At 74.0% G+C, this 12,055-nt stretch carries 11 protein-coding genes and 1 other RNA gene; 7 read left to right on the plus strand and 5 right to left on the minus strand.

The window, feature by feature from the left end:
• Positions 1-184 precede the first annotated feature (184 nt).
• From ACIBFB_RS01130 to ACIBFB_RS01140, 3 genes are read right to left on the minus strand one after another with little or no spacing between them, the layout of a single operon-like run.
• Positions 185-325, minus strand: coding sequence for a hypothetical protein (locus tag ACIBFB_RS01130; protein WP_358569914.1), 141 nt, complete (start codon positions 323-325; stop codon positions 185-187).
• On the minus strand, positions 322-2,448 hold the full coding sequence (locus ACIBFB_RS01135; protein WP_397224824.1) for a hypothetical protein: 2,127 nt from the start codon (positions 2,446-2,448) through the stop codon (positions 322-324). Before ACIBFB_RS01135 ends, ACIBFB_RS01130 begins: the two co-directional genes overlap by 4 nt.
• Before the next feature lie 5 nt (positions 2,449-2,453).
• Positions 2,454-4,088: a GDSL-type esterase/lipase family protein gene (locus ACIBFB_RS01140; RefSeq protein WP_397225418.1), complete on the minus strand. Its 1,635-nt coding sequence runs from the start codon at positions 4,086-4,088 to the stop codon at positions 2,454-2,456.
• A gap of 433 nt (positions 4,089-4,521) precedes the next feature.
• On the opposite strand from ACIBFB_RS01140, the gene ACIBFB_RS01145 reads away from it, so the two are divergent.
• Entirely contained in the window at positions 4,522-5,451 is a 930-nt protein-coding gene (locus ACIBFB_RS01145; RefSeq protein ID WP_397224826.1) for a hypothetical protein, read from the plus strand.
• A gap of 88 nt (positions 5,452-5,539) precedes the next feature.
• Here the strand turns inward: ACIBFB_RS01145 and ACIBFB_RS01150 are convergent, their stop codons facing one another.
• A complete protein-coding gene (locus tag ACIBFB_RS01150) occupies positions 5,540-6,055 on the minus strand; it encodes an NADPH-dependent FMN reductase (RefSeq protein ID WP_397224828.1) in 516 nt (171 codons plus the stop codon).
• A 605-nt stretch (positions 6,056-6,660) separates the two neighbouring features.
• Here ACIBFB_RS01150 and nagA point away from each other — a divergent pair.
• From nagA to ACIBFB_RS01180, 6 genes are all read left to right on the plus strand, one after another.
• Positions 6,661-7,806, plus strand: coding sequence for an N-acetylglucosamine-6-phosphate deacetylase (gene nagA, locus ACIBFB_RS01155; RefSeq protein WP_397224830.1), 1,146 nt, complete (start codon positions 6,661-6,663; stop codon positions 7,804-7,806).
• Between the two features lie 115 nt (positions 7,807-7,921).
• On the plus strand, positions 7,922-8,839 hold the full coding sequence (locus ACIBFB_RS01160) for a cytochrome P450 (protein WP_397224832.1): 918 nt from the start codon (positions 7,922-7,924) through the stop codon (positions 8,837-8,839).
• Positions 8,840-8,888: 49 nt separating this feature from the next.
• Positions 8,889-9,677: an isocitrate lyase/phosphoenolpyruvate mutase family protein gene (locus ACIBFB_RS01165; RefSeq protein WP_397224834.1), complete on the plus strand. Its 789-nt coding sequence runs from the start codon at positions 8,889-8,891 to the stop codon at positions 9,675-9,677.
• Positions 9,678-9,740: 63 nt separating this feature from the next.
• Positions 9,741-10,511 (plus strand): helical backbone metal receptor, encoded by a 771-nt coding sequence (locus tag ACIBFB_RS01170; protein ID WP_397224836.1) that lies wholly within the window; start codon positions 9,741-9,743, stop codon positions 10,509-10,511.
• Between the two features lie 138 nt (positions 10,512-10,649).
• Positions 10,650-10,880, plus strand: coding sequence for a hypothetical protein (locus ACIBFB_RS01175; protein ID WP_397224838.1), 231 nt, complete (start codon positions 10,650-10,652; stop codon positions 10,878-10,880).
• A complete protein-coding gene (locus ACIBFB_RS01180) occupies positions 10,877-11,281 on the plus strand; it encodes a type II toxin-antitoxin system VapC family toxin (RefSeq protein WP_397224840.1) in 405 nt (134 codons plus the stop codon). The genes ACIBFB_RS01175 and ACIBFB_RS01180 overlap by 4 nt, the downstream gene beginning before the upstream one ends.
• Positions 11,282-11,450: 169 nt before the next feature.
• Here ACIBFB_RS01180 and ssrA read toward each other — a convergent pair.
• Positions 11,451-11,822: a transfer-messenger RNA gene (gene ssrA, locus ACIBFB_RS01185) on the minus strand.
• Between the last annotated feature and the right edge of the window lie 233 nt (positions 11,823-12,055).

Here is a 12,055-nt window from a genome sequence, read left to right on the forward strand (position 1 = left end):
CGCGTCGGACACTCACTGTCGCGACGCGTGTCCACTGAGCGATCACGGGAGGGAAGGGCATGCCGACCAAGCCCGTCGACCGGACGTCAGGTGGGGCGGCCGGGACCGACCCGGCCGGGGAGTGCGGGGAGTGGGACACCCCGCTGGGAACGGGGCGTCCCGAGCCTCTCCCGACGGCGACGACCTAGCGGTCGCCGTAGTTGTAGAGGGTTTCGTTCACCGGTTCCGCGGTAGCGGTCGACTCGGTGGCGACGTTCGTGGCCACCACGGTGGCCCCACCCGCCAGAGCCGCGCCGATCACGCAGGCGGCGATTACCTTGATCACTTGGGGATCTCCTTCCGCGCGCCCGGCCTCGCTCTGAAACCGGAACGCTGGAGAACGAGACTAGAACCTGATCTAGCTACAGACCAGACGATTGCCCCAACTGTAACTAACCCCCCGGTAACTTCCAACCCCGATCCGTCAGCTTTATCGGGTTTTACGTGCTGATCGTCGACCCGGAAAAGGACCGCGCCAGCGCCCTCGACCACCGGAGACAGCCCTTCGGCCTGCAACAAGAACGCGTTATCGATCGAGGCGGAGACCATCACGTACCGCACACCGAGTCCACCGAGAACCCCGGCGACGTCGTCGACGCGGGGCAGCCCGGTCCGGGGGTCGATCCCCAGAGCCGCGGCGGCCTCGCGCGCCCGGGCGTCCTCGCCGGCCACCACGACCGTGCCGCCGTCCGCGGTCCCGACCCGCAGGTCGTCGTTCCACAGGGTGCGCCGGTCGAAGAGCTTGGTCGCCGGATCCAGCACGACCACCCGCTCCCCCGACCAGTCCAGCCCCCGGTAGGCGCTCCAGGGCAACACCAGGACCGCCCCCGGACGCGCGTCAGCGGCCACCGCCCGCTGGGCCTCGATCCACTCCCGGGGGTAGTCCACCGGCACGAGCCGACCACCCGCGCCCCACACGAGCCCCGGCAGCACCACCACCGGCACGAGCGCCATGAACACCGCGGCGCCCAACCGCCGCACGGACCGCGCCACCGCGCCGGAGGACTCCCGTGACCGGGCAGGACGGGGGGCCGAAGGGTCCTCGGAGTCCGCCGGGGACTCGTCCGGGGCAGTGTCCCCACCGCCCACGGCCGGACGACCCGCCGACGCCTCCGGTCTGGGGCGGGCCAGCCACCACAGGGCGGACCCGAACCCCAGGGCCTGGACCAGCGCGAGAGGGGCCGTGTACAACTGGCCGTCGCGCAGCGGGCCGAAGCCGGGCCAGAGTCCGATCAGCGACTCCAGCACCGCCTGGCCCGCGTCGGCGGTGCCGAGCAGGGCGATCGCGAAGCCGAGCGCCGCCGCGATCGACAGCCCGGCCCCGAACGCCGGTCTCGCCCGGCGCAACCACCACACCCAGCCCGTGAGCGCCACCAGGCACAGCGCCAGGCGCAGCGACGCCGTCACCGGCTCGCCGTAGCCCACCGGTACGGCGCCGGAGTTCCACACGCCGCCCAGGAGCAGCAGCGAACCGGCCGCGCCGAAGGGCGTGTCGGACCGCGCGGCGAACGCCGGCACGCCCGCCGGATCGGTCTCCGCCCCGCTGGCCAGCGCGGGAAGCAGCCACGGCAGTGAGACCAGGACCAGGGCGAGGAGGAGGAGAGCCGTGGCCACGACCCGGCCGCGCCGGGCGAGCGCCACGGGACCGGCGGTGAGCGCGGTGAGGAGCACGGAGGAGAAGCCGCCCACGGCGGCGGGGATCAGGGAGCACAGGAGTCGGGCGAACCCGGTGGCCCGCCGGGTCGGCCCCAGACGCACCACAGCCCCCACGACCCACGGGAGGCCCGCGTATCCCAGAAGCATCGCCCACTGCCCGAGCAGGAGGCGTTCGGCGACGAAGGGGTTCCAGACATAGGCGATCCCCGCCGCCGCCGACGCCACGCGCGCGGCGGCCATCGCCCACGGCGCCGTCGCGTCGGCCGCGAAGCCGGAGCCACCCGGGGTATCCGGTCGCTCCCGTCCCTCTGCCGCACCCGTGCCACCGCGCACTCCCGCATCGTCCGGGGAGCCCACACCCCCCGACGCATCCGGCGTACCGGGCCCGAGTCCTTCTGGCGTGCCTCCCCGGCCGCCACCGGCTTCGTCAGCCCCCTCCTGGTCCCCGCCCCGACACAGCGAACCCCACAGCAGCCGGGCCGCCCCCGCGGCCCCCACGGTGAACACGGCCAACAGCGCCCCCGCCTGCACCACGTCCCCGGGGACGAGCGCCGACAGCGCCGCGACGACGGCATCGCTCGGGATCGCCCGCGGAAATCCGTCGGCGCCGCGCAGGACGGCCCGCAGCGACAGGTCGGGGACGAAGACCATGTCGTAGCGCAGCACGTACCCGCGCCCCAGTGCCGGGCCCAGCGCCACGGCGCCGGCGAGCACACCCACCGCCCACGGCAGCCATCGGTCCCACCAGCGCACCGGACTCACCCGCCCCCCAGCTCGACGGCCCCGGAGTAGCCGCCCGCTACGTAGTCCCGGTGCGACCGCACCACGACCTCGTGGGGCCCGCCCACGCTCACCGTCCAGCGCGGCTCGGCTCCCGTCGGCCCCTGGGGACGCCACCCCTGGCCGCTGCCGGGTCCCCGGTCGTCGACCGGAACGCACTCCGGCTCCTGGGGCGCGGGCGGAGTCGTCGGCCCCGGGTCGGGGGTCGGCTCGGGACCCGCGGTCGGCTCGGGGGCCGTGGTCGGCTCGGGAACCGGCGCCGGGGTCGGCGTGGACCTCGGTTCGGGGTCCGGCTCGCCCCGCGGGGGTTGGTCGTCCGGCCGTCCCGACGGCTCGTCGTCGTCCGGCCGCCCCGAAGGCTCCCCGTCGTCCCCGTACCCGGGTGTCCGGGAGTCGTCGCTCGGCGAGCAGGCCAGCGCGCGCACCCACACCTCGTAGTGCGTGGCGTCCCCGACCGCGTCCCACCGCACCGCCGCCCCTCCGTCGACGACGCGCACACCGGTCGGGGCGGCGGGCGGGTCGGAGTTCCACACCAGGCTCAGGGCCGCGGACCGCGCGCCTTCGTCCCGCCCCTTGTACTGGCGCACGACGAACTCGTACCGGGCCCCGCTCAGCAGCGCCCCGACCAGCACCCTCCGGCGGTCCCCGTCCGCCTCGACCTCGGCGGGCAGCACGACCGCCTCGTCGGGATCCGGATCGACCCTGCGCTGGACCACCCGGTAGTCGGTCGCGCCGTCCACCGCGTCCCAGCTCAGCACCAACCCCTCCGCCGACTCCTCGGCCTCCGGCTCGGGAGCGGTCCGCGGCCCGACCGCCATGGCCGGCAGCGGCCTCGGGTAGCCCTCCCCCACTCCGAGCGGCTCGGCGAGCGCGTCGGCGAACGCCGCCGCGATCCGCACCTCGCCCCGGGCGTTGGGGTGCACGTCGTCCCAGTTGTCACGGGTGGGCTCGTATCCGGCCGCCACCCGGGCGACGACCACGGGCGAGGTCTCGGAGGTGAGCTGCTGGGCGAGGTCGACCACACCCATGTTGAACCGCTCGATCTCCCGGTTGACCCGGGCGTCGTCCCCGGTCCCCGCCACGGCCGGAAGCTCCCCGACGACGAAGCGGACCTCCCCCAGCGCGACCCGCACCGTCGAGACGGTCCCGCCGACCCCCTCCAGGGCGTGGTCGGCGTTTCCGCCGCCGAGGATGTCCTCCATCCCGGCCAGGAGCAGGAGGTACTGGGGTTCGTGCTCGGCGGCCACGCGGGCGATCCCGTCGGCGAGGTCGCCGGCGGTGGCGCCCCAGCGGGCCGCGTGGTCGGTGTCGAAGTCGGGATCGGCGTACCCGCGGTCGCCGAACCCGCCGTCCGCGAGCCGGTACATGTCGTCGTGGGGACCGACGAAGTCCACGTCGACCCCGGACTCCGCCAGGTGGCGCCACAACCGGTACCGCCAGGTGTAGTCCCCGCTGCTGCCCTGGGTCAGCGAGCCGCCCGCCACCATGATCCGGAGCCGCCCCTCGGGTTGTCCGGGCACCTCCACGGGCCCTTCCCCGCCGCCCCGCGCCGCTCCCGCGCCGCCGGAGCCGGTCTGGAGCAGCAGGAGGGTGACGGCCATGGCGGCGAGCATGACGCCGAGCAGTCCGAGCGGTCCGGGTTCGAAGCGCGAGGGGCGTTCCCGCCACGAACCGGGCAGGAGGCGGTCGAAGCGGTGGAGGACGTGCGCGGCCAGGCCGACGAGGGTACGCCAGCGGTCCGGCGCGCCGTCCGTGTCCTCGGTCTCCGGCCCGGGCTCGGCCTCACGCGCGTCCCTCTCGGGCTCGTCTGGGTCCTGCACCGTGCCCCATTCCTCGCTGCGGCGTCGTGCGGATGGATCCGGAACCGGTTCTCACCCGTCACGGACGGTTCCCCCGTTCACGGCCGGTTACACGAGGACAGGGGGCTCCTCAACAGGTTAATACGTCGATCGTGACCTGCCCTCCGCGAGAGCCCCTGGCGACGCGCAGACTAGAACCTGTTATACATTGCGAGTCCGCACGTCGTCCCGACCGAAGGGCCCCACCGTGATCGGACTCCTGGTCGCGCTGACCTCCGCCGTGGTCTACACCCTCGGCCTGTCCGTCGAACAACGCGCCCTGCACGGATCGGAGCCGATCTCCGTCCACCGCCCGCTCCACCTGGCCCGCGTCCTTCTGGGCAATCCGCGCTGGGTGTTCGGCTGCGTGTTCGCCGCGCTGGGCAGCGTGGGCCTGATCGTGTCCCTGGGCCTGGCGCCGGTGTCGGTCGCCCAACCGGCCTTCGCCGCGGGGGTGGCGGCCACGCTCCTGGTCGCGACGCTGCTCACGGGTGAGCGCATCACCCGGGGCGAGTACGTCGCCCTCGGCGTCATGCCGGTCGCCCTCGGCCTGCTCTCCCTGTCCACGAACGACGGCGGTGAGACGGGGACCTCCGCGAACACCCCGGTCCTGGTCGCCGTCAGTCTGGTGACCGTGGTCGCGTGCGTGGCGGTGATGGGCGCCGTCGGACGCGGCGGCAGGTACGTGTCGGCCGCCGCGATGGGCGCGGCGGCGGGGCTGGCGCAGGGCAGTGCCGGGCTCCAGGGCAAGGGCCTGGGCGGGCTGCTCGCCGAGCACGGCGTGGTCGCGGCCGTTCTGCCCGCGCTGACCTCGCCGTTCCCCTACCTGTACGCGCTCGGATGGGCGGTGGGGATCGTGCTGTTCCAGACTTCGTTGCAGCGCTCGCGCGCCTCGATCACCGCACCGGTGTCCAACGTGGTCGGCAACGTGTTCATGGTCGTGGCGGGGACGGTCCTCTTCGGCGAGAGCCTGCCCGAGGACCCGGTCACGCTGGTTCTGCGGATCGGCGGCTTCGCGCTGACCCTGGTCGTGGTCGTCCTGGTGCGCGGGAACGCGGCCAGCGCCGAGGCCGACACCAGCCGCCGCCGCGCCGCCGGTCCCGTCACCCCGGAGGCGGCTTCGCACGCCCGTGACTGAGCGGTCCGGGCCGCGCCCCCGCGCGGCCCGGACCAGAGCCGGGATCCGAGGCCCGGGCCGGGTTCCGGCCTCCGGTCGGGCTCCGGGGTCAGGCCGCGACGGCCACGGCCTCGCGCAGGCCGGGCGCGGCGACGTCGGCCCACGCCCGCACGACGCCGCCGGGCCGGTCGGTCTCGTCGGCGGACAGCACCAGGCCGGGCTCGGCCACCCAGGCGCCCAGGTCGGCGAGCAGGACGCGCAGGTCCTCCTCGATTCCGCGGCTGTTGCGCAGGTCCTCGACGACCGCCAGCGGGACCGCGACGGTGTGGCCGAGACCCAGCTCCGGCACACGGTCCAGGAAGACCTTGAGCAGGCCGGTGTAGGTGCCGTGCACCTGCGGGGAGGCGACCAGGAGGACGTCGCTCTCCCGCACGCGCTCCAAGGCGGCGTCGACGGAGGCAGCGGAGTCGGTGAGCAGGTCGGGGCCGATCTCGGCGAGGTCGACCACGGCGGGGCGGGCGTCGACGCCCACGCGGGACGAGATCTCCGCGGCCGCGTCCAGAGCGGCGGCGCGGACGGAGGAACGGGTCTGCGGTGCGGCGACGAGCACGGTGATGCGGGTCATGCGGAACTCCTGGGTTCGGTCAGAGCCTGCCGGGTTCGACCGGAGGAAGCGTCAGGGGCGGTGTTCGTTGGTCGACACCGGAGGAGACGTCGTTCCCCTGCCGACACCAGGCGCGGACGCCGTCGTCCGAGACGTGGTGCGGGCCTGGCAGGGGTGCTCGTCGGGCCGAGATGCGGCCCGGGACCCAGAAGCTGGGAGAGCTGAGTGTCCGGTGTCTGCGAGGGCACGGAGGGCACGGGGTACACCCGTGGCGCGGGGCGCGGGCCCCGCTCAGCGCTAGCTACGACAGAGCGCGCTCGCCTGCTGTCGAAGATCGACGTGCAGGCGCTGGACAAGCAGCTCACCGGCGGACATGCACCCATGATGCGGCGCACCGACCGCTATCGTCAATGCGTGTCGACCCTTCCGCCACCCCGCGGACACCCCGGACCTGGGCGTCCACGTCGTGGACAGGCCGTCCCACGGATCAGGATTTCCCAGCTCCGCCGGGGATCCCGGGCGCGGGAGGGGGCCGCCGGGCCCCGCGCCGGACCGCGCCGGGAACCCGGTGTAATTTGCGACACACAGGCCGCGTCACGCCCTTCCGAGACCCAGAGAGAGCCCGAATGCACACCTCCCTCACGCTCACGCACGCGCGGGTGGTCACACCCGGCGGCGTCCACGACGGCTGGCTGCGGGTCGAGGACGGCCGTGTGGCCGAACTCGGCGCCGGTCCGCCTCCGGCCGGACCGACCCACGACGCCGGATGGGGCTGGGTGGCCCCCGGCCTGGTCGACACCCACATCCACGGCGGTGCCGGGCACGCGTTCCCCGACGCCGATCCGGAGGGGGCGCGGGAGATCGTCGCGTTCAACCGGGCGCGCGGCGTGACGTCGGTCGTGGCCGGGCTGGTGGCGGCCTCTCCGGAGGCCACCGTGCGCCAGGTGTCGGCGTTGGCGGAGCTGTGCGAGGCGGGCGAGCTGGCGGGGATCTACCTGGAGGGCCCGTTCATCGCCCGGTCCAGGTGCGGTGCGCACGACCCGGAGCTGCTGCGCGACCCGGACACCTCCGAGTTCGACCACTGGCTCAAGGCCGGACGGGGCCACGTCCGCATGATCACGGTGGCCCCCGAGCTGCCGGGCGCGCTGGACCTCGTCCGCGCGGCGGTGTCCTCGGGTGTCGTGGCGGCCGTCGGCCACACCGACGCCACCTACGAGCAGACCCTGGCCGCCTTCGACGCGGGGGCGACCGTCGCCACCCACCTGTACAACGCGATGCGGCCGCTGGGCCACCGCGATCCGGGGCCGATCGCCGCCTCGCTGCGCGACGAGCGGGTGACGGTCGAGCTGATCACGGACAACGTGCACGTCCACCCGGGCGCGGCGCGGCTGGTCTTCGACGCCGCCGGGGCCGCACGGGTGTCGCTGGTGACGGACGCGATGTCGGCGACCGGACTGGGCGACGGCGAGTACACCCTGGGCGACCTGCGCGTACGGGTCAGCGGAGGCGAGGCCCGCCTGGTGGACACGGGCGCGATCGCCTCCAGCACCATCGTCCTGCCCCAGGCGGTGCGCACCGCGGTGCGCGACCTCGGCGTGGAGGTGCCCGAGGCGGTGCGGTCCGCCTCCTCGGTCCCGGCGGCGGCGCTGGGGCTCGACGGCGCGGGCCGGATCGAGGTCGGAGGCCACGCCGACCTCGTGCTCCTGTCCGAGGATCTCGCGGTCGAGGCGGTCATGTACCGGGGCCGGTGGACGGCCGGCGGCGAGGCGTAGCCGGGGGACGGAACCCGTGTCCGACGAGGTCCGGGATCCGCCCGCGCGCCCGGGCCTCCGCGGACCCGACGACACTTCGGCGACCGCCGAAGCGTCGCGGCCCTAGAGTCGCGGCATGACGCCTCCACTCCACGTCCGCGACCACGCCGGGGTCCGCGAGGTCCTCGCCGACCGCCGCTTCGCGGTACCCCCCGTCCCGGAGGGACCCCACGCCGTCGGCGGCCTGGGCTGGCTGCGGCGGACCACCGTCCGGTTCGCCGAGGGCGCCGCCCACGACCGCCGCCGCGCGGTCGTCGAGGGCCTCCTCGCCCGCCTCGACCCCGACGACCTGCAGGCGCGTGCCCGGACCCGCGCCCGCGCGACGCCCGCCGGAACCGCCCCGTACGTGCCCGTCGAAGTCCTCGCCGCATGCCTCGGCGTCTCCCACGCCGCCCTGTCCCAGGTCGTCCCGGCCGTTCGCACGGTGGCGGCGGTCTACCTGACGGGCGCGCCCGCCGACGCGACCGCTCCGGCCGACGACGCGGTGGCGGCCCTGGTCTCCCTGCTGCCCGACGGCGACCCGGAGGAGGTCGCCCAGCGCGTCGCCCTGCTCGTCCAGTCCTGCGAGGGAACCGCCGGGCTCATCCGCGGCGTCCTGGCCGTGGTCGACGAGTTCGGCCTCTCCGGCCCGGGCCGCCCCGCGACCGAGGCGCTCGTCACCGAGGCGCTCCGGCTCACGTCCCCGGTCCCCGGAACCCGCCGCCGTGCCCTGCCCGGGGCCGTCCTCGCCGGACAGCCGGTGGAGGAGGGCGCCGAGGTCGTGCTCGACTTCGCCGCCGCCAACCGGGACCCGAACGTGTTCTCCGACCCCGACCGCCCCGCCCTCGGCGACCCGGCGCCCGGACATCTCACCTTCGGGTACGGCCGCCGCGCCTGCCCCGCCTCGGCCCTGGCCACGGCGCTGGCGTGCGGAGTGCTCGACGTCCTCCTGGAGGAGTCCGCGCCCGGAGCGCCGGACGGCCCCTCCTTCGCGACCGCTGACGACCACACCTGACCGACCGCGCCCGGCCCTCCCGGGCCGCCTGACAACGCACGGAGAACCGATGAACGCCTACGCGGAGTTCCGCGACCTGCACCGCACCGGCGCGCCGCTGGTGCTGCCCAACGCCTGGGACCACGCCTCGGCCGCGGCCCTGGTCACCGCCGGGTTCCGCGCCGTGGGGACGACCAGCCTCGGCGTCGCCTCGGCGGCCGGGAAGTCCGACGCCGCGGGCGGCACCCGGGCCGAGACCGTGGCGCTCGCCCTGGGCCTGGCCCGCATGGACGCCCTCGTCAGCGTGGACATCGAGGGTGGGTTCAGCGAGGACCCCGGCGAGGTGGGCGCACTCGTCCGCGTGCTCGCGGAGGAGGGCGTCGTCGGGGTCAACATCGAGGACGGGCGGCCCGGCGGAGGGCTCGCCGACCGCGGGCACCAGTGCGCCGTGATCCGCGCGGTGAAGCGCGCGGCGCCCGACCTGTTCGTCAACGCCCGGACCGACACGCACTGGCTTCCGGGGACCGGGGAGGACACGACCGCGCGCGTGACCGCCTACCGGGAGGCCGGCGCCGACGGGGTGTTCGTGCCGGGGCTGCGCGACGAGAAGGCGATCGCCGCGCTCGTCGACGCGCTGGACGTGCCGCTCAACATCCTGTACGCGCCCGGCGGCCCGTCCCTGCGGGCCCTGGCCGATCTGGGCGTGCGGCGCGTCAGCTGCGGTTCGCTGCTGTTCCGGGCGGCCCTCCAGGCGACGGTGGCCGCGGCCCTGGCGGTGGCCGAGGACCTGCCGGTCCCGGACGGTCTGCCCACCTACGCCGAGGCCGACGCGCTCGCCCGTGCCTTCGGGGAGGCCTGACGTTCCGAACGCCGTGGCCGACGCGCTCGTGCGTGCCGCCCGGGAGCGCCTACGGTAGGAACCGTGGCCCGCACCGTGCTCGACGACCTCGGCCACCCGGTACGGCTGCCGGACCGGGTGGAGACCGCGGTGTCGCTCGTCCCGTCCCTGACCGAGGCGATCGCCCGCACCGCACCCGGTCTGCTCATCGCGGCCACCGTCTGGTGCACGCACCCCGCCGACCTCGCCGTCGAACGCGTCCGCGGCACCAAGAACCCGCACGTCGCACGCATCGTCGAACTGGCCCCGGACGTGGTGGTCGCCAACCGGGAGGAGAACCGGGAACGGCACGTGCTCGCCCTGCGTGAGGCCGGGATGCCCGTGTGGGTGACCGACGTGCGCACGGTCGCGGGCGCGTTCGCCTCGCTGCGCCGCCTGCTCACCGAGGTCTGCGGACCACCCGCGCCCGACTGGCTGGCGGAGGCGGAGGCCGTGTGGAGCGCGCCCGTCCCGGAGCGGGGCCCGCGCGTCGCGGTCCCGATCTGGCGGAACCCCTGGATGGTCATCGGCGGCGACACCTTCTCCAGCGACGTCCTGGCCCGGCTCGGCGCGGTGAACGTGTTCGCCGACGCGGAGGGCCGCTACCCGAGGGTCACGCCGGACGTCATCGCGGCGGCCGCGCCGGACCTCGTCGTCCTGCCCGACGAGCCCTACCGCTTCGGTCCCGACGACGGCCCCGAGGCCTTCCCCGACCTGCCCGCGGTGTGCGTCGACGGCCGCGCCCTGACCTGGTACGGGCCCTCGCTGACCGACGCCCGCGACCACCTCGCGGCCGCACTGCGGGGACGTTCCTGAGCGCGAGGCCGCGTGCTGCCGTGGACGGACTCCGGCCCGGGACAGTCCGCATCGCCAGAGTCAGAGTCGGAGAACTCCCACAAAGAACCCCGTTTGGTACTGTGGGCATTGCCCACACTGGGAAACAGAGGAGGCGACATGGAGCTCGTCAAGACTGGAAGCAGAGGCCGCGTCACCCTGGGTGAGAAGGTCGCCACGGAACCCTACTATGAGGTGACGAAGGACGAGGACGGCACCATCACCCTGCATCCCGTCAACATCACGCGCGCCAACGCCCAAGTATTCGAGGAAAGCAGCAACGCGATCGGCGCCCAGTTGACTCGCGAGGACATCACCGAGGCCGTCGACGACGCTCGGGGGGACCTGTGATCATCGTGGACGCCTCAGTCCTGGTCAATGCACTGACCAGCACGGAAGACGCGGGCCGCGCCGCACGGGAGCGATTGGGCCCCGAGGAACTGGCCGCGCCCTCTCTCGTCGACTGGGAGGTGGCTTCCGTTCTCCTGTCGCTGTCGAAGGGCACTCGTGGAGGCAAACCCAAGCTCGCTCCCGGTGAGCGTGACCGTGTCATGGAGTCCTACCGGCGGCTCACCATCGTCCGAAACGGCTTGCATCACCTGTGGCCCCGTATGCGCGGGCTGTCAGCCAACCTGAGCGGATACGACGCGGCCTATGTCGCGCTGGCCGAGGATCTCGGTGTCCCGCTCATCACCGCCGACGAACGCGTCAAGCGCGGTGCACAGACGTCAGCCGACATCGAAGTCATCTGATTCAGACATCCTGAAACACGGACATGAAGCACGAAACGCCCCCGGCCTGTGGGGGTTCCCACTGGTCGGAGGCGTTCTCACGACGGTGTTCCCCGGGGTCGCCCCCAGGGGAAACGACGGGACGACCCCGCGGGCAAGCACAGCTTGCGAGCGGGGCCGTCCCGTCGACGAGTGGAGGTGGCGGGAATCGAACCCGCGTCCTTCAGCACCGAGCCAGGGCTTCTCCGGGTGCAGTCCGCGATGCCGTTCTACTCGGCCCCAGCGCTTGCACGGACACATCGCTGACAGGCCCAGCCACGAAGGTGTCCCACCCGGGCCTCGTGGCCTGATCCGGGTGGTAAGTCATCTAGCTGATGCCGCTACCTGGGCCGATGACGAGCTCAGAGCGACAGAGTCGCTATCGCTTAGGCAGCGAGAGCGAACTCGGAGTGCTTCTTATTGGCACTTGAATTTACGCGAATGCAGGATTTGCGAGGTCACAAACGCAACCCTCGACCCGCTTCCCCTGGAACGACTACCGAAGTCGAAACCGATCACCCCCTGTGCAGTTGTCAAAGCCCCCCGTCGCCGGGTGGCCGACACGCGAGCGGCGCGCGCTCGCTGACCCTCACTCTACCGGTACAACGACGCGGGTACCAAGCGGATTCCCGCCGGGTCCGCACCCTCCGGACAGGGAGAAACCCCCGCGGGTGCGGACGCAAGACAGGTCGACGCGGCCCACGGGGGCGGTCGGCAGGGTCGGGCCGACCTTGGGAACCGACAGAGCCTCCCCCG

Origin of the sequence: Nocardiopsis sp. NPDC050513 (genome assembly GCF_044457925.1) — a bacterium.
Taxonomy (GTDB): Bacteria; Actinomycetota; Actinomycetes; order Streptosporangiales; family Streptosporangiaceae; genus Nocardiopsis.

Coding starts and splice junctions, on each gene's coding strand:
- nagA (WP_397224830.1), top strand. CDS start 6,661: ATGCACACCTCCCTCACGCTCACGCACGCGCGGGTGGTCACACCCGGC.
- ACIBFB_RS01165 (WP_397224834.1), top strand. CDS start 8,889: ATGAACGCCTACGCGGAGTTCCGCGACCTGCACCGCACCGGCGCGCCG.
- ACIBFB_RS01140 (WP_397225418.1), bottom strand. CDS start 4,088: ATGCTCGCCGCCATGGCCGTCACCCTCCTGCTGCTCCAGACCGGCTCC.
- ACIBFB_RS01150 (WP_397224828.1), bottom strand. CDS start 6,055: ATGACCCGCATCACCGTGCTCGTCGCCGCACCGCAGACCCGTTCCTCC.
- ACIBFB_RS01160 (WP_397224832.1), top strand. CDS start 7,922: ATGACGCCTCCACTCCACGTCCGCGACCACGCCGGGGTCCGCGAGGTC.
- ACIBFB_RS01175 (WP_397224838.1), top strand. CDS start 10,650: ATGGAGCTCGTCAAGACTGGAAGCAGAGGCCGCGTCACCCTGGGTGAG.